We start from the raw sequence: 25621 nt of genomic DNA, 5'->3' as shown, positions 1-25621 counted from the left end.
GTTGATTAGGTGGCTGATGGTGAATACATGGGATAAACGATTCGATATTTAAGACCACGAGGTAATCGTTATTATTATAAAATACGTACGAACTATTGTTTCTGTTCATCATCATCCGTTAACAGATCAATAAACGCCCGTTGTTCAGGAGAAAGTTTCCAGGATTCGGGTATCTTCGGCCCCTTCTCGGCGACGGTTTTGCTCTCGTGTTCATGTTCATGTTCATGAGACGCTGGCGTCATAGTAGAGTGCTGCTTCGGTGCGGACATACTTACCCCCACACGTTCCAGGCCACGAGCGCGACAATAATCCAGAATACGGCAGAGCCAAGAAACACGGCGAACCAGGCTTTACGTTTCATCGCGGGATCCCGGCGTGCTGGCTGGTTTCCTGAAGGCATCGCTAACCTCATACTATCGAAATCACTTATCATTTAGGCACCAAACAATTGGTACAATTAATCATCAGATAGGAGGAATCCTAATAAAAAAGGTGAGAAAAAGCCAGTTAATTTTCGGACTCAATCTGATAAATAAATCAATTGTTTGATCAATTATGAATATTTGAGAGTGATTTTTGGCAAGCTGACTAATTTGAAACTACTTTAGAGAACTTTTTCCATAAATAATATATGGTTAATATATAGGAGGAGAAATAATGAATAAATTCAGACTCTCCCGTCGGTATCACTTTATGCTTACGGATACCGACGAGGTAACAACTGTTATTATTTCTCAGGCAATTTAATATCTTTAAACATGGCTTCAATATCATCGTTGGAACGCAGTGCCACCGCCGTGTCCACCACATCACGCGTCAGATGCGGCGCGAAACGTTGAATGAAATCATACATGTAACTACGTAAGAAGGTGCTGCGACGAAAACCAATTTTGGTGGTGCTATGGCTGAAAATATCATGCGCATCCACACGTACCAGGTCAGGATCGGAAACAGGATCAACCGCCATACTGGCAATCACACCCACGCCGAGCCCCAGACGAACATAGGTTTTAATGACATCAGCATCGGTCGCGGTAAAGACAATACGCGGCTCCAGACCCGCACGGTTAAACGCGGTGTCCAGCTCCGAACGTCCGGTAAATCCAAAGGTGTAGGTGACAAGCGGATACTGCGCCAGTTCCTCAATAGAAACCGAGGATTTGCCCGCCAACGGATGATCCGGCGTGACGACAATCGAACGGTTCCAGTGATAGCAAGGTAGCATCACCAGGTCGTCATACAGGTGCAAGGCTTCCGTCGCGATAGCAAAATCCGCATTCCCTTTCGAGACGGCTTCGGCAATTTGCGTTGGCGATCCCTGGTGCATATGCAATGAAACACGAGGATAACGCTCAATAAAACCTTTAATCACGTTCGGTAATGCGTAACGTGCCTGAGTATGCGTGGTGGCGATATACAGCGAACCTTTGTCCGGCCAGGTATGTTCACCAGCAACAGACTTAATGGCGTCCACCTTAGACAGAACTTCGCGCGCAATACGGATGACTTCCTGCCCCGCTGGCGTAACCTGGGTCAGATGCTTACCGCTACGGGCGAAAATCTGGATGCCAAGTTCATCTTCCAGCATACGAACTTGCTTACTGATACCGGGCTGAGAGGTATAAAGCCCTTCCGCCGTTGAGGAGACATTAAGGTTGTGGTTCACCACCTCAACGATGTAGCGAAGCTGCTGTAATTTCATGTTATGCCATCCCGATTCGCGCCATCAAATCATCGTTTCAGTGCAGGCTCGTGGGCACTGCTAATACGATTTAATAATAAAAAGACTGTTAACTATAACCACTATATCATTTATATGTACGCTGTATAGGTATGACAAAAAATAATATGCCAGAAACAAAAAGGGCCGCTTACGCGACCCTTTGAGGAGAAATTCAGCCGAAACGCGGTTATTTCTTCCCTTCTACCCATTTACCGTCAACGAAGAACGCGGACCAGCCAGTCGCCTTACCGTCTTTCTCAGCAGCAACGTATTGCTGCTTGGTTTTACGGCTGAAACGAACCATAGACTTGTTACCATCCGGGTCAGTTTGCGGCGCATCTGCCAGATAACGCAGTTTTTCCGGCAGGCGATCGCGGAAGCGATACAACTCTTCCACCAACGGCGCACGAGTCTCACGTGATTTCGGGAACGTATTGGCCGCCAGGAAGATACCTGCAGCACCATCACGTAACACGAAATACGCGTCAGATTTTTCACACGGCAGTTCCGGCAGCGGAACCGGATCTTCTTTCGGCGGAGCAACTTCACCGTTACGCAGGATCTTACGGGTGTTTTTACACTCGTCGTTGGTACACGCCATGTACTTGCCGAAACGTCCCATTTTCAGGTGCATTTCAGAACCACATTTTTCGCACTCTACGATCGGACCGTCATAACCCTTGATACGGAATTCACCCTCTTCGATCTCGTAGCCATCGCAAGTTGGGTTATTACCACACACATGCAATTTACGCTTAGGATCGATGAGATAACTGTCCATTGCCGTACCGCACTTCTGGCAGCGGCGTTTGGCGCGCAATGCGTTCGTTTCCGCGTCGTCGCCTTCCAGCACGTTCAATACTTCGTTTTCCGGCACCAGGTTGATGGTGGTTTTGCAACGCTCTTTCGGGGAAAGTGCGTAGCCGGAGCAACCAAGGAAAACGCCGGTACTGGCGGTACGAATACCCATCTTGCGTCCGCAGGTCGGGCAATCAATGCTGGTCAGCACCATCTGGTTCGGACGCATACCGCCTTCTTCAGGATCTTTCTCTGCTTTATCCAGCTGCTGAGTAAAATCAGTGAAGAAGTTGTCGAGTACGCCCTTCCATTCGGCTTCGTGATTTGCCACCTGGTCGAGACTGTCTTCCATCTGCGCGGTAAAATCGTAGTTCATCAGTTCGCGGAAGTTTTCTTCCAGACGATCGGTAACGATTTCACCCATTTTTTCAGCGTAGAAGCGACGGTTCTCAACGCGAACATAACCACGATCCTGAATCGTAGAAATGATCGACGCATAGGTGGATGGACGACCAATGCCACGCTTTTCAAGCTCTTTAACCAACGAAGCTTCACTGAAGCGTGCAGGCGGCTTGGTAAAGTGCTGAGCAGGCGTCAGTTCGATAAGCGTCAACGTATCGCCTTTATCCACCGCCGGTAAAATGCGGTCTTCATCGCCTTTACGCAGCGCTGGCATCACTTTCGTCCAGCCATCAAAGCGCAGAATACGACCACGCGCCTTCAGACGGAAATCACCCGCGCCAACGGTCAGCGTGGTGGAATCATATTTAGCAGGCGTCATCTGACAGGCAACAAACTGGCGCCAGATCAGCTGATACAGTTTTTGTGCATCGGCTTCCATATCTTTCAGCGATTCCGCCAGTACGGCGACATCGGAAGGACGGATAGCTTCGTGCGCTTCCTGCGAATTCTCTTTGCTGGCGTACTGGTTCGCGTTTTCCGGCAGATATTTTTTGCCAAAATTATCGCTGATGTAATCGCGAACCATGGTCACTGCATCCTGGCTCAGGTTGGTTGAGTCAGTACGCATATAAGTGATGTAACCCGCTTCATACAAGCGCTGCGCCATCATCATGGTTTTCTTCACACCGAAGCCCAGACGCGTGCTCGCGGCCTGCTGTAGCGTGGAGGTGATAAACGGCGCGCCAGGCTTGCTGCTGGTCGGCTTATCTTCACGTTCCAGGACGCTATAGCGCGCTTTTTCCAACAGGCTAACGGCGGCAAGCGTTTGTTCCCGATTTACGGGACGGAACGGTTTATCATTTTGATGCGTCACCTCAAGCGGCAACGCGTCGCCGCCCGGCGTGGTCGTGTTGGCATCAATTTCCCAGAACTCTTCTGGAACAAATGCTTTGATTTCGCGTTCACGCTCAACCACCAGACGCACAGCCACAGACTGAACGCGACCGGCAGACAGACCACGTGCAATTTTTTTCCACAGCAGTGGCGACACCATATAGCCCACAACACGGTCCATAAAGCGGCGCGCCTGTTGCGCATTTACACGGTCGATGTTCAACTCGCCCGGTTTTTCAAACGCCTGGCGAATAGCATTTTTGGTAATTTCGTTAAACACCACGCGGCTGTAGCGGGTGTCGTCGCCGCCGATGACTTCCCGCAGGTGCCATGCAATGGCTTCCCCTTCGCGGTCAAGGTCGGTTGCGAGATAGATGTGGTCGGCTTTTTCAGCCAGTTGCTTCAGTTCTGAAACAACTTTCTCTTTACCAGGCAGCACTTCATAACGCGCATCCCAGTTGTGCCACGGGTCAACACCCATACGGTTGACGAGAGCGCCACGTTCATCCTTTTTGGGCTTTTTAGCCGTTTTGGTGGAGGTTGAGTCGGCGCTCTTTTTAGTTGCTGAGCCACTGGTCGGCAAATCACGGATATGACCGACGCTGGATTTCACCACGTAGTCATTACCCAGATACTTGTTGATCGTTTTGGCTTTTGCCGGGGACTCAACGATGACAAGAGCTTTACCCATATTCACCTTTACCTAATTTGATTCTTCCAGAATGCGTCGCACGTTGATTCACCTTCCACTGGCGACGAGACATCGATATGGTCTCTGCGTCGGCGGATATCAACCCCTTAAACTGATTCGCGCTTGTAATGTAACTCTCATGTAACTGAGTTAACAGGCTTTTTTTCTCACAAACGCTCTAGCACGACGAAGTATTGGTCGAATGTCAAGCAAATCTGTTGCCAGATTGACGAAAGCGTCACACTGTACCTGATAAAATGCGTTACGCAACTTTATTAGCATGCAAAAACAAATCTCGCCAGTTGTAACACAGTCGTAAAACCTTCATTTATGTCAGGGAATATTTGCCCATAAGGCGGGCTCAGCGTAGACTAATGTCCTTGTTTAAGGAGTAAATCATGCATAAAGACACTCAACCCATCGATCGCGAAACACTGCTGATTGAAGCCAACAAAATCATTCGTGAGCATGAGGACACGCTGGCGGGGATTGTCGCAACCGGCGTTACGCAGCGAAACGGCGTGCTGGTTTTCAGCGGAGATTACTTTTTAGACGAGCAAGGGCTACCAACGCCCAAAAGTACGGCGGTGTTTAATATGTTTAAACACCTGGCGCACGTACTTTCTGAAAAGTATCATTTGATCGATTAACACGAGAAATAATTTGCCGGATGGCGGCAACGCCTTATCCAGCCTACGTTGATGCATATTTGTAGGCCGGATAGGATATGTGAGCAGCGCTATCCGGCAATGACAATTTTACATCAGTGGCTTCTGCCCCCGCTGCCACCAGCGCATCAGCAAACGATCGGCGCTCTCCGCCGCACTACCGGTAAAACGCTCCATCAGCTTTTTACGCTGCAGATAGCGAACGTTCAACACTTCACGACCTTCCATCAGCCCGAGGATCACCTCATCGCTGGTATTGATCTCATCCACCAGCCCATTTGCCAGCGCCTGTTGACCAAACCAGTGTTCACCCGTGGCAACCTGTTCAATGTCCAGAGTCGGACGCATGCGATGCACAAAGTCTTTAAACAGATGATGCGTTTCGTTCAGATCTTCGCGGAATTTCTGACGCCCTTCTTCCGTGTTTTCACCGAGTAAGGTCAGCGTACGCTTGTACTGTCCGGCGGTGTGCAGTTCGATATCAATATCTTTCCCTTTCAGGAAGCGATTAAAGTTCGGGATCTGCGCCACCACGCCAATTGAGCCGACGATAGCAAACGGCGCCGAGACAATTTTATCTGCCACGCAGGCCATCATATATCCGCCGCTCGCAGCGACTTTATCCACCGTGACGGTTAGCGGTATCTGCTTATCGCGCAGACGTTGCAATTGCGATGCAGCCAGGCCATAGCCATGTACCACACCACCCGGGCTTTCCAGACGAACCACCACCTGATCCTGAGGTTTAACAACCGCCAGCACCGCCGTCACCTCTTCGCGTAATGCGCTGACCTCATGGGCATCCATACTGCCTTTAAAATCAAGCACCCATACACGAGGTTTATCAGATGACGTGCTGTCACCCAGTTTCGCTTTTGCCTTGGCGGCCTTCGCCTCCAGCTTCTGTTTCTTTTTCTGCGCCTTATGCCAGAATTTTTGCTGATGCCCATCCAATAAGGCTAGCGACAAGTCTTCCTTCATCTCTTTATATTGATCGCTGAGGTTAATAACCCGCAATTCCCCACGCTGACGTTTGCGTTGTGTCGCGTTTACGATCAGCATCACCACCACTGCAATAGCCACCACGACAGTGACAATTTTTGCCAAAAACAGCCCATATTCAGACAACAATTCCACAAGACCCACCTTGGTTAAACAACGCGACTTCCGCTCAGTGTACAACAGGCGTGTCACCTCGTCTTGCTTCATACATCCAGTGCTGAATCAGTAAAAAGCATGACAAAGCGTTCATTTTGCGGTGTTATTGCCTTTGGCTGATTGAAAAAGAACAGGGTTTAAGGCATAAAGCCCAAAAGTTATTGCGAACGAGATGGCCAGGGCGTCGCCGAGGAGTAGCCGTGCATTACCAACCTAAACAAGACCTTTTACAGGGCCGCATTATTCTTGTCACCGGTGCCAGCGATGGTATCGGACGCGAAGCCGCGCAGACCTATGCACGCTATGGCGCGACCGTTATCCTGCTTGGGCGTAACGAAGAAAAACTGCGTCAGGTTGCCCGCACTATCGCCAATGAAAACGGAACACAACCACAGTGGTTTACACTGGATTTACTGACCTGTACCTCTGAAGAATGTCACCAGCTTGCGCAGCGCATTGCCGCACATTTCCCGCGTCTGGATGGCGTACTGCATAACGCCGGATTACTCGGCGATATTTGCCCAATGAGTGAACAAAACCCGCAGGTCTGGCAGGATGTAATGCAGGTAAATGTGAATGCTACTTTTATGCTGACTCAGGCATTGCTGCCGTTGTTACTCAAATCCGATGCCGGATCGCTGGTCTTTACCTCTTCCAGCGTCGGCCGCCAGGGACGCGCCAATTGGGGAGCATATGCTACCTCAAAATTTGCTACCGAAGGGATGATGCAGGTGCTGGCTGATGAGTATCAAAACCGTCATCTGCGCGTAAACTGTATCAATCCTGGTGGAACACGTACTGGCATGCGAGCCAGCGCATTCCCCACGGAAGATCCACAAAAATTGAAAACCCCCGCCGATATTATGCCGCTCTACCTGTGGCTGATGGGCGATGACAGCCGCCGTAAAACCGGTATGACTTTTGACGCCCAGCCGGGCCGTAAACCAGGAATTGCCCAATGAGTGAAGAACGCTATCAGCAACGTCAACAGCGCGTAAAAGATCGGGTTGACGCACGCGTTGCCGCAGCGAAGGACGAGCGCGGGATCATCATCGTGTTCACCGGAAATGGTAAGGGTAAAACCACCGCCGCATTCGGTACCGCCACGCGCGCGGTGGGCCACGGTAAAAAAGTCGGCGTCGTACAATTTATTAAAGGTACGTGGCCAAACGGAGAACGTAACTTACTTGAACCCCACGGCGTAGAGTTTCAGGTTATGGCAACAGGATTTACCTGGGAAACGCAAAACCGTGAGTCCGACACCGCGGCCTGTATGGCCGTGTGGGAACACGGCAAGCGGATGCTGGCCGACGATGAACTGGATATGGTGGTGCTGGACGAGCTGACCTATATGGTGGCATACGACTATCTGCCGCTTGAAGAGGTCATCACTGCCCTAAATGCGCGCCCTGCCCATCAAACGGTGATTATCACCGGCCGTGGATGTCATCGCGATATTCTGGAGTTAGCGGATACGGTCAGCGAGCTGCGCCCGGTCAAGCATGCGTTTGAAGCGGGCGTGAAGGCCCAAATAGGGATCGATTACTGACACCAGGCCGGATAAGGCGTTTACGCCGTATCCGGCTCCACGCTCACGCCTGATGGCACTTTGCTTATCAGGCCTGGTCATGATTAACCGTTGTTGCTACGACCACCCGGACGACGGCTGCTACCGACCTGTGAGTGGCGCTTCACCGCACGACGGATCTGATTTGCCTTCATGCGACGACGATCTTTCTCGACGGCAACTTTAGATGTCGTTTCCGGCTTCAGCTCCACCAGTTCACGCAGATAGTTGGTCTGCGCGAGGTCAAGCTCGGTCCAGCCACCACGCGGCAGGCCTTTCGGCAGCGGAATATCACCGTAACGAACACGAATAAGACGGCTTACCTGGACACCTACAGCTTCCCACAGGCGACGGACTTCGCGGTTACGCCCTTCGGTCAGCGTGACGTTATACCACTGGTTGATCCCTTCACCACCGCTGAACTTGATCGTTTTAAATGCCGCCGGACCATCTTCCAGCTGCACGCCACGACTCAGATCGCGCAGTTTTGCATCATCAACCTGACCAAACACACGTACCGCATATTCACGTTCAACTTCGCGGCTTGGGTGCATCAGACGGTTAGCCAGCTCACCATCGGTGGTAAACAGCAGTAAACCGCAGGTATTCACGTCCAGACGCCCTACGGCAATCCAGCGCGCATCACGCAGTTTTGGCAAACGATCAAAAACGGTCGGACGACCTTCCGGGTCGTTACGGGTACACAGTTCGCCTTCTGGCTTGTAATAGGCCAGAACGCGGCAGATTTGCTCCGCAGACTCTTTAACCGAAATCAGATGACCGTCGATACGGATTTTCAGACCCGGAGTGACTTCAACGCGATCGCCGAGCGTGGCAATTTTGCCATCAACGCTCACGCGACCCGCGGCAATAATAGATTCGATTTCACGGCGAGAACCGTGGCCAGCGCGCGCCAGCACTTTTTGTAACTTTTCGCTCATAGAGCTTCCTTTAGATGTCGCCTTCACAGGCGTCGAACAGGAGAATCAACGGCGCCAGTCAGCGCCATTTTAAGGCCGCGTAGTATAGCGGTTCGCGCCCTTATAAGAAAGGTTTAACGTCACCGACGCCTTCACGCAACACCACCGGAGAATCGTCGGTTAAATCGATGACCGTGGTCGGCTGCTGGCCGAGATAGCCACCGTGGATAATCAAATCCACCAGTTTTTCCAGGCGGTCTTTAATTTCTTCCGGATCTGACTCGGTAAATTCACTGCCCGGCAGCATCAGTGATGTAGAGAGCATCGGTTCGCCCAGCGCTTCCAGCAGCGCCAGCGCTATCGGATTCGAAGGCACACGCAGGCCAATGGTCTTTCGTTTTTCCTGCAACAAACGGCGCGGAACTTCTTTCGTCCCTTTCAGGATGAAGGTGTAGTTGCCCGGCGTGTTGTTTTTAATTAAACGGAAGGCCACGTTGTCGACAAACGAATAGGTCGACAGTTCTGACAGGTCACGACACATCAGCGTAAAGTTGTGTCCGTCCGGCAGGTGACGGATGCGGCAAATGCGCTCCATTGCGCCTTTATCTTCAATTTTGCAGCCCAACGCATAGCCGGAATCGGTTGGATAGACGATCACCCCACCTTTACGCACGATTTCAACGGCCTGATTGATCAGTCGCTGCTGCGGGTTTTCGGGATGAATATAAAAAAACTGGCTCATACTTTCCTCTCTGTGATCTCGGGCTGCTCCCAAAGTTGCCAGACGCCTTCTACGCCTGCGGGCAACCAAAGTTTACGCCCCAACTCAATCCATGGGCAGGGTAGATGAAAATCGGACCCTTGCGATGCCCACAGTTGATGCGAACGCGCAAGCGTCGCCAGATGGGTGCGTTCATTGGGAGACTGCTGGCACTGTGCCACTTCCATCGCGTCGCCGCGATGTTCAGCAAAATGTGCAACCAGTCTTTTCAGCCACTTAGCGCTAAGATCGTACCGCCCAGGATGAGCCAGAACAGCCTTACCGCCAGAATGATGAATGACATCAATAGCTTGTTCTATTGTACACCACTGTGGCGGAACGTAACCGGTTTTCCCACGGGCAAGATATTTTTTAAAGACATCCGCCATGGTTGTGGCTTTTCCGCATTCCACCAGGAAACGCGCAAAATGGCCCCGCGTAACCGCCCCGCCATCAGCCAGACGTAACGCCCCTTCCAACGCGCCGGGGATATGCGCTTTGTCGAGTCGTTCGGCAATCAGGCGCGCACGCTGCTGACGACGTTCCGTTTGTTGCGCCAGAAATTCGCACATCATTGGATGGTCGATATCAATGTTCAGACCCACTATATGGATCTCATGGTTTTCCCAAACCGTTGATATCTCGACGCCAGGGATCAAATTTAACGCTAAACCCGAACGTGAAATTTCTTCTCTTGCCGCCGCAATGCCCGCCGTGGTGTCATGATCGGTGATCGCCAGTGTACCGACTCGCATCTCTACCGCACGGTGTACTAAGGCTTCTGGGGTTAATCGCCCATCGGAGGCTGTAGTATGACTGTGCAGGTCATAAATCACTGCGTAATTCGTGTCGCTCAAGGCGGCTCCCGTTTCAATAAATGTCGTAACACGCTCATCATAGCGGTTTCGACAAATATACTGAAATCAGGTGTTGACTTTATTCCATCGAACTAGTTAACTAGTACGCAAGTTCACATGAAGAAGGTATCTGAGATGAAAGCAACATTTGTTCTGCACGGTTGGTGGCGCACTTCCTGATTTCGGGCAGTGTCTTACGTCTGCAATATGCAACCAGATACCCGGCCCGCCAAATGAGCGGGCTTTTTTTTGAACAAAATTAATGAGAATAACGATGCAAACTCAAAAAACGACACTCGAACTGCTTGCCTGCGATGCCGCCTACCGTGAGAATCCGACGGCGCTGTTTCATCAGGTGTGTGGCGCACGTCCGGCAACGCTGCTGCTGGAATCTGCAGATATCGACAGCAAAGACGATCTGAAGAGCCTGCTGCTGGTCGATAGCGCATTACGCATTACCGCTCTCGGTGACACTGTCACCATTCAGGCATTATCCGCAAACGGCGCATCGCTGCTGCCCCTACTGGATGCAGCCCTGCCCGCTGGCGTTGAGAATGAAAAACAGCCGAATGGTCGTCATCTGCGATTCCCCGCTGTCAGCCCGCTGCTGGATGAAGACGCCCGCTTATGTTCTCTTTCCGTATTTGACGCTTTTCGCTTACTGCAGGAGCTGGTGAATGTTCCTGTACAAGAACGTGAAGCGATGTTCTTCGGCGGTCTGTTTTCTTACGATCTGGTTGCGGGTTTTGAAGAGTTGCCACAGCTTGAAGCGGGCAACCGTTGCCCTGACTATTGCTTCTATCTGGCAGAAACGCTGATGGTTATCGACCACCAGAAAAAAAGCACCCGTATTCAGGCCAGTATTTTTACCCCCAATGATGCGGAAAAACAGCGTCTTAACGCTCGTCTGGCGCAGTTGAGCCAGCAGCTTACCGAGCCTGCGCCGCCATTGCCGGTCACTGAAGTCCCGCAGATGCGCTGCGAGTGCAATCAGAGCGATGAAGAGTTTGGCGCCGTAGTTCGTGGCATGCAAAAAGCGATTCGCGCGGGCGAAATTTTCCAGGTGGTGCCATCCCGCCGTTTCTCGCTGCCCTGCCCATCTCCGCTGGCGGCCTACTATGTGCTGAAGAAAAGTAACCCCAGCCCATACATGTTTTTCATGCAGGACAACGATTTCACGCTGTTTGGCGCCTCCCCGGAAAGCTCGCTGAAATACGATGCCACCAGCCGCCAGATTGAGATCTACCCGATTGCTGGCACTCGCCCGCGCGGTCGTCGTGCGGACGGTTCGCTTGACCGCGACCTCGACAGCCGTATCGAGCTGGAGATGCGTACCGACCATAAAGAGCTTTCTGAGCACCTGATGCTGGTTGACCTGGCGCGTAACGACCTGGCGCGTATCTGTACGCCGGGCAGTCGCTACGTTGCTGATCTCACCAAAGTCGATCGTTACTCCTTCGTTATGCACCTGGTTTCGCGCGTGGTTGGTGAACTGCGTAGCGATCTGGATGTGCTGCACGCTTACCGCGCCTGTATGAATATGGGCACGTTAAGCGGAGCGCCAAAAGTTCGCGCCATGCAGCTTATCGCCGAGGCAGAGGGTCGTCGCCGTGGCAGCTACGGCGGTGCGGTAGGTTACTTCACGGCGCATGGCGATCTGGATACCTGTATTGTCATTCGCTCCGCCCTCGTGGAAGACGGTATTGCCACCGTACAAGCCGGTGCCGGGATTGTTCTGGATTCTGTACCGCAGTCTGAAGCCGATGAAACCCGTAATAAAGCGCGCGCGGTTCTGCGTGCTATCGCCACCGCGCACCACGCACAGGAGACCTTCTAATGGCTGACATTCTGCTGCTCGATAATATCGACTCTTTTACCTATAACCTGGCGGATCAGCTGCGTACTAATGGTCACAACGTGGTGATTTACCGCAACCATATTCCGGCCCAGACGTTGATTGACCGCTTAGCAACGATGAAAAATCCGGTGCTGATGCTCTCTCCAGGCCCAGGTGCGCCAAGCGAAGCAGGTTGCATGCCGGAGCTATTAACCCGTTTGCGCGGCAAGCTGCCAATCATCGGTATTTGTCTGGGACACCAGGCCATTGTTGAAGCCTATGGTGGATATGTGGGTCAGGCCGGAGAGATCCTGCACGGCAAAGCATCCAGCATTGAACACGACGGTCAGGCGATGTTTGCCGGTCTGGCGAATCCGCTGCCGGTGGCACGCTATCATTCACTGGTTGGCAGCAACGTTCCTGCTGGATTGACCATTAACGCCCACTTTAACGGCATGGTGATGGCGGTACGTCACGATACCGATCGCGTCTGCGGCTTCCAGTTCCATCCGGAATCCATTCTGACTACCCAGGGCGCACGTTTGCTGGAACAAACGCTGGCCTGGGCGCAACAGAAGCTTGAACAAACCAATACGCTGCAACCCATTCTGGAGAAACTGTACCAGGCCCAGACGCTGTCCCAGCAGGAAAGCCACCAGCTGTTCTCTGCCGTGGTTCGTGGTGAACTGAAGCCGGAACAACTGGCTGCGGCGCTGGTGAGCATGAAAATTCGTGGCGAACACCCGAATGAAATTGCCGGTGCGGCAACCGCGCTGCTGGAAAACGCAGCCCCGTTCCCACGCCCTGATTATCTGTTTGCCGATATTGTCGGTACCGGCGGCGACGGCAGCAACAGTATCAATATTTCTACCGCCAGCGCCTTTGTTGCGGCGGCTTGCGGACTGAAAGTGGCCAAACACGGAAATCGTAGCGTCTCCAGCAAGTCTGGCTCTTCGGATCTGTTAGCGGCATTTGGCATCAATCTGGATATGAACGCCGATAAATCCCGTCAGGCGCTTGACGACCTCGGCGTGTGCTTTCTGTTTGCGCCGAAATATCACACCGGTTTTCGCCATGCCATGCCGGTACGCCAGCAGTTGAAAACCCGCACGCTGTTTAACGTGCTCGGCCCGTTGATTAACCCGGCGCATCCGCCGCTGGCGCTGATCGGCGTTTACAGTCCGGAACTGGTGCTACCGATTGCTGAAACGCTGCGCGTGCTGGGATATCAACGGGCAGCCGTGGTTCACAGTGGTGGCATGGACGAAGTTTCGCTGCATGCACCGACCATTGTGGCAGAGCTGCACGATGGGGAAATCAAGAGTTATCAACTGACGGCAGAAGACTTTGGTCTGACGCCTTACCACCAGGAACAGCTGGCTGGCGGCACGCCGGAAGAAAACCGTGACATTCTTAGTCGCTTGTTACAAGGTAAAGGTGAAGCCGCTCATGAGGCTGCTGTTGCCGCAAATGTCGCCATGTTAATGCGCCTGCACGGTGAAGAAGATTTAAAAGCCAATGCGCAAACCGTGATTAATGTACTGCGTAGCGGTGCGGCCTATGACCGCGTCACTGCACTGGCAGCAAGAGGGTAAATGATGCAAACCGTTTTAGCGAAAATTGTCGCAGACAAGGCGATTTGGGTAGAAGCCCGCAAACAGCAACAACCGCTGGCCAGCTTTCAAAATGATGTTCAGCCTGGCTCACGTGATTTCTACGATGCGCTGCAAGGTGCGCGCACCGCCTTTATTCTGGAGTGCAAAAAGGCATCTCCATCAAAAGGCGTGATCCGTGATGATTTCGACCCGGCACAAATTGCTGGCGTCTATAAACATTATGCTTCCGCGATCTCTGTACTGACCGATGAGAAGTATTTCCAGGGGAGCTTTGATTTCCTGCCCATCGTCAGCCGCATCGCACCGCAGCCGATTCTGTGCAAGGACTTTATTATCGATCCTTACCAGATTTACCTGGCACGTTTCTACCAGGCGGACGCCTGTTTATTGATGCTGTCGGTGCTCGATGATGAGCAATATCGTCAACTCGCCGCCGTCGCCCACAGTCTGAAAATGGGCGTACTGACCGAAGTCAGCAACGAAGAAGAGCTGGAGCGTGCTATCGCACTGGGCGCCAAAGTCGTTGGTATCAACAACCGTGATTTACGCGACCTGTCGATTGATCTGAATCGTACCCGTCAACTGGCGCCGCGACTGGGTCACGGTGTTACCGTCATCAGCGAGTCCGGGATCAACACCTATGGTCAGGTGCGCGAGCTCAGCCACTTCGCCAACGGTTTTCTGATTGGCTCCGCGCTGATGTCGCATGATGATCTGCACGCCGCCGTGCGTCGCGTACTGCTCGGCGAGAATAAAGTCTGCGGTTTAACCCGGGCTCAGGATGCAAATGCGGCATACGAAGCGGGTGCCATTTACGGCGGCGTGATTTTTGTCCCCACATCACCGCGCGCGGTCAACGTTGAACAAGCGCGAGAGGTCATGACCGGCGCGCCGCTGCAATACGTCGGGGTGTTTCGCAACTCAGATATTACCGACGTGAGCGCAACAGCGGCGGAACTGGGACTAACTGCCGTGCAACTGCACGGTAACGAAGACCAGTCCTACGTTGACGCCCTGCGCGAGGTACTGCCCGCACAGGTACAAATCTGGAAGGCGCTCAGCGTCAGCGAGACTTTGCCAGCCCGTGATTATCAGCATGTCGATAAATACGTCTTCGACAACGGCCAGGGCGGCAGCGGTCAACGCTTTGACTGGTCACTTTTAGGCGGACAATCGCTGGATAACGTTTTACTGGCAGGCGGACTTGGCGCAGATAACTGCGTGGACGCGGCAAAAACCGGCTGTGCCGGTCTCGATTTCAATTCTGGCGTAGAGTCACAGCCGGGCATTAAAGATGCACGTCTTCTGGCTTCGGTCTTTCAGACGCTGCGCGCATATTAAGGAAAAGGACATGACAACATTACTCAATCCGTACTTTGGTGAATTTGGCGGTATGTATGTGCCACAGATTCTGATGCCTGCCCTGCGCCAGCTGGAAGAAGCTTTTGTCAGCGCACAAAAGGATCCTGAATTTCAGGCGCAGTTTACAGACCTGCTGAAAAACTATGCAGGTCGCCCAACCGCACTGACCAAGTGCCAGAACATTACTCAAGGCACCAACACAACGCTGTATCTCAAGCGTGAAGATTTACTGCACGGCGGCGCGCACAAAACCAACCAGGTGCTGGGTCAGGCGTTGCTGGCGAAGCGCATGGGTAAAACGGAAATCATCGCCGAAACAGGCGCGGGTCAGCACGGTGTTGCATCTGCTCTCGCCAGCGCACTGCTGGGGTTGAAATGCCGTATTTACATGGGTGCGAAAGATGTTGAACGTCAGTCGCCTAACGTTTTCCGTATGCGTTTGATGGGCGCTGAAGTTATCCCCGTTCACAGCGGTTCCGCAACGCTGAAAGATGCCTGTAACGAAGCGCTTCGCGACTGGTCTGGCAGCTACGATACCGCGCACTACATGCTCGGTACGGCGGCTGGTCCGCACCCCTTCCCGACCATTGTGCGTGAGTTCCAGCGCATGATCGGTGAAGAAACCAAGGCGCAGATTCTGGAAAAAGAAGGCCGTCTGCCGGACGCCGTTATCGCCTGCGTGGGCGGCGGTTCTAACGCCATCGGTATGTTCGCCGATTTTATTAATGAAACCAGCGTAGGTCTGATTGGCGTAGAGCCAGGCGGTCACGGAATTGAGTCTGGAGAGCACGGCGCACCGTTGAAGCATGGTCGTGTCGGGATTTACTTCGGCATGAAGTCCCCGATGATGCAGACCGAAGAAGGACAGATCGAAGAGTCTTACTCTATTTCTGCAGGGCTGGACTTCCCATCGGTTGGGCCACAGCACGCGTACCTGAACAGCATTGGCCGCGCAGATTATGTTTCAATCACCGATGATGAAGCACTGGAAGCCTTCAAAACGCTGTGTCTGCACGAGGGAATTATTCCGGCACTGGAGTCCTCCCATGCCCTGGCGCACGCGTTGAAAATGATGCGTGAAAATCCGGAAAAAGAGCAGTTACTGGTGGTTAATCTCTCCGGTCGCGGCGACAAAGACATTTTCACCGTACACGATATTCTGAAAGCGCGAGGGGAAATCTGATGGAACGTTACAAAAACCTGTTTGCACAGCTGAAGGACCGCAAAGAAGGCGCTTTTGTCCCCTTCGTAACCCTGGGCGATCCGTCTGTTGAGCAGTCACTGAAAATCATTGATACGCTGATTGAAGCCGGTGCCGACGCGCTTGAGCTCGGCATTCCTTTCTCCGATCCGCTGGCAGACGGTCCGACCATACAGGAAGCCACCCTGCGAGCGTTTGCCGCCGGCGTCACACCGTCGCAATGCTTTGAAATGCTGGCGCTGATTCGCCAGAAGCATCCGACGATTCCCATTGGGTTGCTGATGTATGCCAACCTGGTCTTCAGCAAGGGCATTGACGAGTTTTACGCCCAGTGCGAAAAAGTGGGTGTGGATTCTGTGTTGGTAGCCGATGTGCCTGTTGAGGAGTCTGCCCCGTTCAGAACTGCAGCGCTCCGCCACAACATCGCACCGATTTTCATCTGCCCGCCGAACGCTGATGAAGAACTGCTACGCCAGATTGCCTCTTATGGCCGTGGCTACACTTATCTGCTTTCACGTGCAGGTGTGACCGGTGCAGAAAATCGTGCGGCATTACCGCTGCATCATCTGGTTGAAAAGCTGAAACAATATGATGCTCCGCCTTCTTTACAGGGCTTTGGTATTTCTGCGCCTGAACAGGTCGCTGGTGCTATTGAAGCCGGTGCTGCCGGTGCAATTTCCGGCTCGGCAATTGTGAAGATCATTGAGAAAAATGTTGCGGCACCGGATCAGATGCTGACTGAACTGAAAGCGTTTGTCAGCGCAATGAAAGCCGCCACCCAGCAGTAAGTTAAATCAACCGCCAGTGACAGCTGGCGGTTTCACCCTTCTTTCGTGTGCTTCATTCTATACATAGCGCTATCCGCATTCTGAATGGCCACATCCAGTTCATCGTTCACCTCTGCAATTCCCCACGATACTGACAATGGCACGGTATGGCCGTCCACAACGAACACATGACTGGTCACCTGCCCGCTAATACGTTGCGCGATTGCTATAGCGTCAGTTGCCTGTGATCGAAACAGCAGGATCATAAATTCATCCCCGCCGGTACGAATCACAATATCGTGGCTGGTGCGGGTGTTTGACAGCATCCTGTTGGCGATAATTTGCAGCGCGCGATCGCCTGCCGCGTGGCCCCAGGTATCATTGACGGCCTTGAATTTATTGCAGTCCAGTAGCACCACCGAACAGTGTGATAAATCCCGACGCTTGATAATGTCGAGTATTCGGCGGTTAAAACAGCCGGTCAGAGTATCGATATAAACCTTGAGGTCGCTTTCATTCAGCCATGATTTGAGTGAGAAACTGATCATGATGAAAAAGAACGGCGCCAGCAGAATCACGATCCCAGCATGTGTGTCGCGTACCATAAAACGACCTAATGATAGCGAATAGTGCAGTGCATATTTCTCCGAAAAATTGCGCACCATAAAGCGGGATTGACTTGTACATTTGCCGGATAAACAGAGACTCTCATGGTTTGTTAAATTCACCAACTCCACGTTCAGCTCCGGTGGAATTTGGTTGTCAAATGCCTGGGCTAACGCTTCCTGCAATTCGGGCTTTGAATGGTCATAGACCAGATAGGCTACGATTTGGTCTGATATCTCTTTGCCAGACAGATCGTAGATATAACTCACCACGCTGTAAGCTTTTTCACCGGTAATTTTATCGGTATAAAAATTCGTCGAACTAAGGGCTTTGTTTTTGACGTTTTTTTGCAGTAATCGGGTATAGAAATCGACGGGCGGGTAGAAAAATTGAGTGATATCCCGCGCCATTTCAGAATTTGAGAAACTGAAATTGCGTGAATCGGAAGCCATAAACCAGTAAAAATAATCTGAATTTTTGGCGATGATATAACGATGTGCATCGAAGCTGCCCGGGTTTAGCTCATTGACCATACCGCGAATAAATTCAGCCGCCGTATACATACACAGCGCGTTGTGACTGGTTTGCTGGGCAACCATTGTCCCCGTCGCCGAATGCAGTCGCTTTGGATCGGCGTTAATTCCCCATTCATCCTCATCCCGGAGAACAAATTTTGAAATATCGCCGCATTGTTCCCCCGTTTTGATATGGTGATAACGCTCACCAATCGCATCGGCGATCAGCTCGTTATCGTTAAAAATGTCCATCATGCGCGCTTGCAGGCGGTTGACACCTTCGCTGGCAGCGGCCATTCGCTGTTCATAAATAATAAACAGAAACAACGAAGTAAATATCAACGTAATGAGCCCTGATACCAGCAGTGCCTGCCTGTTTCTGAGCTTATCCTGCACAATCTTCACGAGTCCACCCTGATAGTTAACAGTATTGCCAAATCGGTTACCCGTTTATGTTGTTGCATAACAGCGTTGTACGTTGATAGAGAATGTTTGCCACTCCGAAGCAGGTAAGTTGATGTAGCCCGCAGTCGCGCGCTTAGGTTACATATTTATACAATAAAATCACATATTTGTTAACATAAACGCAAACTAATCATCACCTTCGATAGGATATCCTGCCCGCCGGATGGCCTCGCGGCAGTCGTTTACGCCTGCGGCATAGCCCGCCTCAATCTCACAAACCGGACTTGCGCTGCAATAAGGTAGTGTAACCGGAGTCGCAATAATTTTCTCCAGCGCCTCAATTTTATCCATGTAAAGCAATAACTCACGTGCAGCACTCACGGCAAATGCTGCCGTTTGATCTTCGGAGAACGGTTCCAGAAGTGTGATTTTTTGCTGTAGCAGATGGCGGGTCAACATCATCATCAATACCCTCAAAGTTGGTTTGCTTAAAGAGTAGCACTACATCAAAGGGGAGAAAGGCTCGATGTTTTCCCCAGAATTTTAAATAAAGAACAAGGGGAATGTTTCCTGGTTGCTAACCACTGTCAGGCATGCCCGGAATCTATACAGTTCAGTCATCCTGGTTGTGCAACTATTAATTAAGTTGACTTCAAAAAGTCCCTTGCGAGACACTGGTTTAAAGCATACCAAATATGGGTGAACTTGTTGAGACATCTGTTGATTAAATTAGTTGTGTTAAGCGTTGGATTTTTAAGCGCTGGGGACATACTGGCAAATACTCCGGAACAGGTAGTCACCGCTTTCCAGAGGGATTATAAATATTGGAATGACCAGTCATTCCAGAGAAATCAGAACGACGGAAAGCAAGAAGTTATGCTCCAGGCCCAGAAGGGTTGGAATGAGCTTTTGAAAAAATATACAAAACCTGGTTTTCAGAGCGAGCCTATAGCTTTTGGTTCTGAGTCTAAATAGCTGCGCGGAATAGTAGATCACTGAAAGGGAACTCAGCCCGGATTGTGCGATCTGATCAATCGCCAAACCAACCAAAATCACCAACCGGACTGAGCGATGCCGATCATAGTACCAATACCCCGTGGCGAACGACGCCTGATGCAGAAAGCTATTCATAAAACGCGTGATAAAAATCATGCCCGCAGACTCACGGCCATGCTGATGCTTCATCGGGGTGAACGGGTCAGCGATGTTGCCAGAACTCTCTGTTGTGCCCGTTCATCCGTTGGTCGCTGGATTAACTGGTTTACGCACTCAGGTATTGAAGGCCTGAAATCCTTACCCGCAGGGCGCTCCCGACGCTGGCCTTTTGAACATATCTGCACCCTGTTACGTGAGCTGATAAAGCATTCTCCCGGCGATTTTGGTTATCAACGTTCACGCTGGAGCACCGAATTACTGGCAATAAAAATCAATGAGATAACCGGTTGCCAGTTACATGCAGGAACCGTTCGCCGCTGGTTGCCATCTGCGGGGCTTGTATGGCGCAGGGCCGCGCCAACTCTGCGTATCCGTGACCCACATAAAGATGAAAAGATGGCGGTAATCCACAAAGCGCTGGATGAATGCAGCGCAGAGCATCCGGTATTTTATGAAGATGAAGTGGATATCCACCTTAACCCTAAAATCGGTGCGGACTGGCAGTTGCGCGGACAGCAGAAACGGGTAGTGACGCCGGGGCAGAACGAAAAATACTATCTGGCCGGCGCACTGCACAGTGGCACGGGTAAAGTCAGCTACGTGGGCGGCAACAGCAAAAGTTCAGCGCTGTTTATCGCTCTGCTGAAGCACCTGAAAGCCACTTACCGGCGGGCGAAAACAATCACGCTGATCGTTGATAACTACATTATCCATAAAAGCCGCGAAACACAGCGCTGGTTGAAAGCAAATCCCAAGTTCAGGGTAATTTACCAGCCGGTTTACTCGCCGTGGGTGAATCATGTGGAACGGCTATGGCAGGCACTTCATGACACGATAACCCGTAATCATCAGTGCCGCTCAATGTGGCAGTTACTGAAAAAGGTCCGCCATTTTATGGAAACCGCCAGCCCATTCCCCGGAGGAAAACATGGTCAGGCAAAAGTGTAGCGGTATTAGGCGCAGCTATTTAGTCATGACCCTGAGCAAGAGAAGATCATATCGGTTCAGATTACTGAAAAAATAGCGGTCGTAACGACCAAATTATCAAGGCAGTATTATTCACCTATTTATGAATATCAATTGTCCAAAGAAAATGATACCTGGTATCTATCTCAGATCTTTTTAGTTGATGACGATGGAAAATATCCGAGTTTGTAATAACAGTGTACTTGTACTCATTGTTTCCATACTGCCTGAGACTGTCAATCGCTGGACGACTCTGAGCGTGAAGCGGACCAGACTATCTGATGAAAAGTCTGATGAAAAGCTTCACTCATACTGTCGGGACAGCGATAAGCGAGGAACTCACGTTGTGCTTGCATCAGGATGACCTGGAATGATGGAGTTAACATCTCAATTGTTCATAGCAGCGCTGAGTGGATTCAGGATATCGCGGGGCGTATTGGACGTATAACGTTTATCGCGTACCTAAGAAGTTAAGGCCAGAGATTTTAATTATTACATTTTCTTTTTTAAGATAGTGGTTTTTATCTATTTTTTAGAATAAACATATCTGGCCAGACATTCTTCTTCATAACAACCCTATGAGTTAAAAAAATCTGCCATAATGACAGATTCTTTTAATCTATCATTAGAGATTTGCAACGTTATGATATACTTTTTGAACATCATCGTCATCTTCAAGGGCATCAACAAGCCCTGCAAAGACTTCTAAATCTTCTGGTGAAAGTTCAATTTCTGATTGAGCAATCATCTCTAATTCTGTGGTAGTGAATTCAGTAATCCCTGCGGCTTTTAAAGCAGCAATGCCTTTGTGAAGATCTGTAGATTCCGTATAAATAACGATGTTTCCTTCTTCTTCGGTTACATCACGAACATCTACTTCAGCATTAAGCAAAATTTCAAAAATGTGGTCAGGATCTGTCCCTTCAAATACAATCACTCCGGTATTGTCAAACATATAGCTGACAGAACCAGCCGCTCCGATATTCCCGCCTTTTTTATTAAAAATTGAGCGGACATTAGCAATCGTACGGTTAACATTTGAAGTCAATGTTTCAGCGATAATCAGTGAGCCACTGGGACCAAAGCCTTCATAACGCCCTTGCACGAACGTTTCATCGCTGCCGCCTTTGGCTTTATCAATAGCTTTATCAATAACGTGTTTTGGAACCTGCGCTTGTTTAGCACGTTCAATAACGAATTTTAAAGATGTATTTAATTCTGGGTCTGGTTCGCCTTGTTTAGCAGCAGCATAAATTTCTACACCGAATTTTGCATATACATTAGACGTTGCTCCGTCTTTAGCTGTTTTTTTAGCAACAATATTTGCCCACTTACGTCCCACTGGAATGATCTCCTCAAAAATTCATTTACATAGCCGACAGGTAAATAACCTAGCATTACATTATATCATGACGTATAAATCCTCGTCCATGAAAAATAAAATATCCAAATTTTACGATATGTTACTTTAATTTTATCAATAGTTAACATTTTGGATAAATTATCCCCTGACTATCTTCAGGTTTTTTGTGCGTAATAAATGAACCGCAACAATAATGCATAAGAGAAGAGAAACAAAAGTGATATTCCAGATAAACACACTTGCTATTAAAGTTAGCGCAGTACTGCTTATAGCGAGGTATCGACACACAAATTTTGTCAGGCCAGAGGCGCAAAATAATGGCCGTTCAAGACAATGACACGTGTGGAAAAGAATGGAAAAACTGGCCATTTGATGACCAGTTTTGCAGGGGGTTTGCAGAAAAACTTAAAAACGATAACCCGCAGAGAACATAAACACCCACGGATCAAGGCGTACGCTGTCTCGCTGCTGTACACCGCCCATTTTATAGCTTGCGGTGGTGTCGATATCCATGTACCACACCGACATGTTAATCAGCCAGTCACGGTTAATCAGATAGTCCATACCAACTTGCCCTGCTGCGCCCCAGGAATCTTTCAGACTCAGGTCCGATAACCCCGTTTCTTTACCGTTGTCGTTAAAGCCTTCATCGAAGAAGGTCGTGTAGTTCACCCCAACACCTACGTACGGACGCAGTTTACTGCTGGAGTCACCGAAGTACCACTGCGCCATTAACGTCGGCGGTAAATGATGTACGGTGGCAATATCACCCGTTGCAGCAGTACCGATTTTATGGCGGAACGGCGTAGCTGCCAGTAATTCAACACCGATATTGTCGGTTGCCATGTAGGTAAATGTCAGACCCAACTGCGTGTTATTGCTGACATCAAAGCCACCTAAGCTGCCCAGCGTACCACCTGCACCTTCCGTCGGCCTGACGGTGGCAGAACCTGCACGAATAAAGAACTCTCCAGCTTCATGCGCAAATGCGTTACCAGAGAGAAGAGTTGTTAAAGCCAATGCTGCAACTGTTAATTTTTTCATGTCCGCTCCATCGTTATGGTTATAAAAGCGGAACGAATATACCCACATTGGAGTAATAAGTGATCTAACATGGATCACATTGACTTTGATAATTTAACATTTATTGATCCAGATTAAGTTAGAACTTGCATTCAAAATCCTGGTTAAATTAATTCAGATCAATTTTGATATATTTTCAATGTGCAAGTACCTCCAGCTCATTGCTGATGGGTGATGGATATCTGCTCGTGATGCGCAGATAACAAACAGCGTTCATGCACGACGCTGAAGTCATAGCCAAAAATTACTGCAGCTTTACAAAGATATGCTTTTCCATACATCGCGCGATGCTGCCACTGTAGAGTTATCCAGGGTACAATTGCCCGCAAATGAACACCTGCAAAACTCAAGGAGAGTGCATGTCTATCACGGCGAAATCCGTTTACCGTGACACGGGAAACTTTTTCCGTAATCAATTCATTACCATCTTGCTGGTATCGTTGTTGTGCGCGTTTATCACAGTGGTGTTAGGGCATGCCTTTTCCCCCACTGACGCACAAATTGCGCAACTCAGTGAAGGCGATCAGTTAACCAGCAGCGTGGGGCTGTTCGATCTGGTGCAAAACATGACCCCGGAGCAACAGCAAATTTTGCTACGCGCTTCCGCGGCGTCGACGTTTTCCGGTCTGATTGGTAATGCCATCCTCGCCGGGGGTGTCATCCTGATGATTCAGCTGATTTCAGCAGGTCATCGCGTCAGCGCATTACGTGCCATCGGCGCCAGTGCGCCAGTGTTACCGAAGCTGTTTATTCTGATTTTTCTGACTACTCTGCTGGTGCAAATCGGTATTATGCTGGTTGTTGTACCCGGTATTCTGCTGGCGATCCTGCTGGCACTCGCCCCTGTGATGTTGGTACAGGACAAAATGGGTGTCTTTGCCGCGATGCGCAACAGTATGCGTCTCGCGTGGTCGAATATGCGACTGGTTGCGCCGGCAGTGATCGGTTGGTTGCTGGCAAAAACGCTGCTGTTGCTTTTTGCGCCAAGTTTTGCAGTACTTACGCCGAATGTAGGCGCGGTATTGGCGAATACGCTGAGCAATATGATCTCCGCCGTGTTGCTGATCTATTTGTTCCGCCTGTACATGCTGATTCGCCAATAAACCCTGAACGCATTCCGGGCTTGTACCCGGTGCTTTTGATGACGGAATCGAAGAATGAAGCAGTTTCTTGATTTTTTACCGCTGGTTGTCTTTTTTGCTTTTTATAAGCTTTATGACATCTATGCGGCGACCTCGGCGCTGATTGTCGCGACGGCTGTAGTGTTGATTTACAGCTGGGTTCGCTATCGCAAGGTCGAGAAGATGGCGTTAATCACCTTTGTCCTGGTGGCCGTATTTGGTGGCCTGACTATTTTTTTCCACAACGATGAATTCATTAAGTGGAAAGTAACGGTGATTTACGGGCTGTTTGCTGGTGCTCTGCTGGTTAGCCAGTGGGTAATGAAAAAGCCGCTAATTCAACGCATGTTAGGTAAAGAGCTGACCCTGCCGCAGCCGGTGTGGTCGAAACTTAATTTAGCCTGGGCCGTCTTTTTCATCCTGTGTGGTCTGGCGAATATCTATATTGCATTTTGGCTACCGCAGAACATTTGGGTCAACTTCAAAGTGTTCGGCCTGACCGCCCTGACTTTATTCTTTACGCTGCTGAGTGGAGTCTATATTTACCGTCATCTGCCGCAAGAAGATAAATCGTAATACATGCTCGCCAGATCTGCGGATCTGGCGAATTTTTATCCCCTCGCGTTCCATTGTGCTGACAACCTGGCTTACATCTGCTCTGCACGCCGCATCCCCTCTGTTCTCAACGCACAAATTCTAGTAGCATCGCGCCTGTAATCTTTCTCTATAGTCGGTTCTACAATGACAACAACGAATAACACTCCCCAGGGTGAACTGGTTTTACGTACTCTGGCCATGCCTGCAGATACCAACGCGAATGGTGATATTTTTGGCGGTTGGCTGATGTCACAAATGGATATAGGTGGCGCGATTCAGGCCAAAGAGATCGCACATGGTCGTGTGGTAACGGTGCGGGTTGAAGGAATGAGCTTTTTGCGGCCGGTCGCCGTAGGTGATGTAGTGTGTTGTTACGCGCGCTGTGTGAAACGCGGGACAACCTCAATCAGCATCAATATTGAAGTTTGGGTGAAGAAAGTCGCTTCTGAACCTATTGGGCAGCGCTATAAAGCCACCGAGGCTCTGTTTATCTACGTTGCCGTTGATAAAGACGGGAAACCGCGTCCAATTCCCACGTTGGCCTGATAGCACACGCCAGTAATGCTATCCGGCAATGATCAAGAGTGAT

General features: G+C 50.4%; 25 protein-coding genes, 1 pseudogene and 1 other annotated feature. Of the genes and pseudogenes, 14 read left to right on the top strand and 12 right to left on the bottom strand.

Annotated elements, in window-relative coordinates; genetic code table 11:
• Positions 1 to 92 precede the first annotated feature (92 nt).
• From OGY37_RS18085 to topA, 4 genes are all read right to left on the bottom strand, one after another.
• Positions 93 to 269 carry a YciX family protein gene (locus OGY37_RS18085; protein ID WP_166465605.1) on the bottom strand — a complete coding sequence of 59 codons (177 nt, stop codon included), beginning with the start codon at positions 267 to 269 and terminating at the stop codon, positions 93 to 95.
• A gap of 2 nt (positions 270 to 271) precedes the next feature.
• Positions 272 to 412, bottom strand: a complete 141-nt coding sequence (locus tag OGY37_RS18080; RefSeq protein WP_213194281.1) for a YmiA family putative membrane protein — start codon at positions 410 to 412, stop codon at positions 272 to 274.
• 315 nt (positions 413 to 727) lie between these two features.
• Positions 728 to 1702 carry an HTH-type transcriptional regulator CysB gene (cysB, locus tag OGY37_RS18075; RefSeq protein ID WP_003020610.1) on the bottom strand — a complete coding sequence of 325 codons (975 nt, stop codon included), beginning with the start codon at positions 1700 to 1702 and terminating at the stop codon, positions 728 to 730.
• Positions 1703 to 1910: 208 nt separating this feature from the next.
• Positions 1911 to 4508 carry a type I DNA topoisomerase gene (topA, locus tag OGY37_RS18070; RefSeq protein WP_126317895.1) on the bottom strand — a complete coding sequence of 866 codons (2598 nt, stop codon included), beginning with the start codon at positions 4506 to 4508 and terminating at the stop codon, positions 1911 to 1913.
• A gap of 398 nt (positions 4509 to 4906) precedes the next feature.
• Here topA and OGY37_RS18065 point away from each other — a divergent pair, with 398 nt between their 5' ends.
• Positions 4907 to 5158 (top strand): YciN family protein, encoded by a 252-nt coding sequence (locus OGY37_RS18065; protein WP_003020616.1) that lies wholly within the window; start codon positions 4907 to 4909, stop codon positions 5156 to 5158.
• A 108-nt stretch (positions 5159 to 5266) separates the two neighbouring features.
• Here the strand turns inward: OGY37_RS18065 and sohB are convergent, their stop codons facing one another.
• Positions 5267 to 6313: a protease SohB gene (gene sohB / locus OGY37_RS18060; protein WP_286621454.1), complete on the bottom strand. Its 1047-nt coding sequence runs from the start codon at positions 6311 to 6313 to the stop codon at positions 5267 to 5269.
• Between the two features lie 221 nt (positions 6314 to 6534).
• Between sohB and OGY37_RS18055 the strand changes: the two genes are divergently transcribed.
• Both OGY37_RS18055 and cobO read left to right on the top strand, forming a co-directional pair.
• Positions 6535 to 7296, top strand: a complete 762-nt coding sequence (locus OGY37_RS18055) for a YciK family oxidoreductase (protein WP_003833331.1) — start codon at positions 6535 to 6537, stop codon at positions 7294 to 7296.
• On the top strand, positions 7293 to 7883 hold the full coding sequence (gene cobO / locus OGY37_RS18050; protein WP_286552684.1) for a cob(I)yrinic acid a,c-diamide adenosyltransferase: 591 nt from the start codon (positions 7293 to 7295) through the stop codon (positions 7881 to 7883). The genes OGY37_RS18055 and cobO overlap by 4 nt, the downstream gene beginning before the upstream one ends.
• 83 nt (positions 7884 to 7966) lie before the next feature.
• Here cobO and rluB read toward each other — a convergent pair whose 3' ends face one another.
• The 3 genes from rluB to rnm all read right to left on the bottom strand — a co-directional run bounded on the left by rluB (position 7967) and on the right by rnm (position 10438).
• The gene (gene rluB / locus OGY37_RS18045; protein WP_003020625.1) at positions 7967 to 8842 is read right to left on the bottom strand and encodes a 23S rRNA pseudouridine(2605) synthase RluB; all 876 of its coding nucleotides are present in this window, start codon (positions 8840 to 8842) and stop codon (positions 7967 to 7969) included.
• A gap of 100 nt (positions 8843 to 8942) precedes the next feature.
• Complete coding sequence (locus OGY37_RS18040) at positions 8943 to 9563, bottom strand: L-threonylcarbamoyladenylate synthase (protein ID WP_003833336.1); 621 nt, start codon at positions 9561 to 9563, stop codon at positions 8943 to 8945.
• Positions 9560 to 10438: an RNase RNM gene (gene rnm / locus OGY37_RS18035; RefSeq protein WP_148361910.1), complete on the bottom strand. Its 879-nt coding sequence runs from the start codon at positions 10436 to 10438 to the stop codon at positions 9560 to 9562. The genes OGY37_RS18040 and rnm overlap by 4 nt, the downstream gene beginning before the upstream one ends.
• A 135-nt stretch (positions 10439 to 10573) precedes the next feature.
• Here rnm and trpL point away from each other — a divergent pair, with 135 nt between their 5' ends.
• The 6 genes from trpL (at position 10574) to trpA (ending at position 17242) form a co-directional block, all read left to right on the top strand.
• On the top strand, positions 10574 to 10618 hold the full coding sequence (gene trpL / locus OGY37_RS18030; RefSeq protein ID WP_012905981.1) for a trp operon leader peptide: 45 nt from the start codon (positions 10574 to 10576) through the stop codon (positions 10616 to 10618).
• Positions 10595 to 10689, top strand: a sequence feature (Trp leader region). (Overlaps the previous gene by 24 nt.)
• 23 nt (positions 10690 to 10712) lie before the next feature.
• Positions 10713 to 12275 (top strand): anthranilate synthase component 1, encoded by a 1563-nt coding sequence (locus OGY37_RS18025; protein WP_286621452.1) that lies wholly within the window; start codon positions 10713 to 10715, stop codon positions 12273 to 12275.
• The gene (gene trpD / locus OGY37_RS18020) at positions 12275 to 13870 is read left to right on the top strand and encodes a bifunctional anthranilate synthase glutamate amidotransferase component TrpG/anthranilate phosphoribosyltransferase TrpD (RefSeq protein WP_003020639.1); all 1596 of its coding nucleotides are present in this window, start codon (positions 12275 to 12277) and stop codon (positions 13868 to 13870) included. Before OGY37_RS18025 ends, trpD begins: the two co-directional genes overlap by 1 nt.
• Positions 13871 to 13873: 3 nt before the next feature.
• Positions 13874 to 15232, top strand: a complete 1359-nt coding sequence (gene trpCF / locus OGY37_RS18015; protein WP_198579234.1) for a bifunctional indole-3-glycerol-phosphate synthase TrpC/phosphoribosylanthranilate isomerase TrpF — start codon at positions 13874 to 13876, stop codon at positions 15230 to 15232.
• Between the two features lie 10 nt (positions 15233 to 15242).
• The gene (trpB, locus tag OGY37_RS18010) at positions 15243 to 16436 is read left to right on the top strand and encodes a tryptophan synthase subunit beta (RefSeq protein ID WP_003020645.1); all 1194 of its coding nucleotides are present in this window, start codon (positions 15243 to 15245) and stop codon (positions 16434 to 16436) included.
• Positions 16436 to 17242, top strand: a complete 807-nt coding sequence (trpA, locus tag OGY37_RS18005) for a tryptophan synthase subunit alpha (RefSeq protein WP_148361908.1) — start codon at positions 16436 to 16438, stop codon at positions 17240 to 17242. The genes trpB and trpA overlap by 1 nt, the downstream gene beginning before the upstream one ends.
• 32 nt (positions 17243 to 17274) lie before the next feature.
• On the opposite strand, the gene OGY37_RS18000 is transcribed toward trpA, so the two are convergent.
• Positions 17275 to 18747, bottom strand: a complete 1473-nt coding sequence (locus OGY37_RS18000) for a GGDEF domain-containing protein (RefSeq protein ID WP_003833346.1) — start codon at positions 18745 to 18747, stop codon at positions 17275 to 17277.
• A 186-nt stretch (positions 18748 to 18933) separates the two neighbouring features.
• Positions 18934 to 19209, bottom strand: coding sequence for a hypothetical protein (locus OGY37_RS17995; protein ID WP_003833349.1), 276 nt, complete (start codon positions 19207 to 19209; stop codon positions 18934 to 18936).
• A 609-nt stretch (positions 19210 to 19818) separates the two neighbouring features.
• Between OGY37_RS17995 and OGY37_RS17990 the strand changes: the two genes are divergently transcribed.
• Positions 19819 to 20850 (top strand): IS630-like element ISEc33 family transposase, encoded by a 1032-nt coding sequence (locus tag OGY37_RS17990; RefSeq protein ID WP_001395480.1) that lies wholly within the window; start codon positions 19819 to 19821, stop codon positions 20848 to 20850.
• 643 nt (positions 20851 to 21493) lie between these two features.
• On the opposite strand, the gene OGY37_RS17985 is transcribed toward OGY37_RS17990, so the two are convergent.
• Together OGY37_RS17985 and ompW are read right to left on the bottom strand one after the other, a co-directional pair.
• Positions 21494 to 22210 carry a YebC/PmpR family DNA-binding transcriptional regulator gene (locus OGY37_RS17985; RefSeq protein WP_063940825.1) on the bottom strand — a complete coding sequence of 239 codons (717 nt, stop codon included), beginning with the start codon at positions 22208 to 22210 and terminating at the stop codon, positions 21494 to 21496.
• Positions 22211 to 22636: 426 nt separating this feature from the next.
• Complete coding sequence (gene ompW, locus OGY37_RS17980; protein ID WP_003833354.1) at positions 22637 to 23275, bottom strand: outer membrane protein OmpW; 639 nt, start codon at positions 23273 to 23275, stop codon at positions 22637 to 22639.
• A 292-nt stretch (positions 23276 to 23567) separates the two neighbouring features.
• On the opposite strand from ompW, the pseudogene OGY37_RS17975 reads away from it, so the two are divergent.
• The 4 genes and pseudogenes from OGY37_RS17975 to yciA form a co-directional block, all read left to right on the top strand.
• A pseudogene (locus OGY37_RS17975) lies at positions 23568 to 23645 on the top strand (YkgJ family cysteine cluster protein); the annotation flags it as partial.
• 28 nt (positions 23646 to 23673) lie between these two features.
• Entirely contained in the window at positions 23674 to 24417 is a 744-nt protein-coding gene (locus tag OGY37_RS17970; protein WP_003020663.1) for a YciC family protein, read from the top strand.
• A 54-nt stretch (positions 24418 to 24471) separates the two neighbouring features.
• Positions 24472 to 25011, top strand: a complete 540-nt coding sequence (locus tag OGY37_RS17965) for a septation protein A (RefSeq protein ID WP_003020667.1) — start codon at positions 24472 to 24474, stop codon at positions 25009 to 25011.
• 165 nt (positions 25012 to 25176) lie between these two features.
• Complete coding sequence (gene yciA / locus OGY37_RS17960) at positions 25177 to 25578, top strand: acyl-CoA thioester hydrolase YciA (RefSeq protein ID WP_003020670.1); 402 nt, start codon at positions 25177 to 25179, stop codon at positions 25576 to 25578.
• Positions 25579 to 25621: the final 43 nt, after the last annotated feature.

It is taken from the genome of Citrobacter sp. Cpo030, from assembly GCF_030333005.1.
Classification (GTDB): domain Bacteria; phylum Pseudomonadota; class Gammaproteobacteria; order Enterobacterales; family Enterobacteriaceae; genus Citrobacter; species Citrobacter portucalensis.
The sequence above is the reverse complement of the archived record's forward strand: the minus strand, read 5'-3'. Positions and strand labels throughout refer to the sequence as shown.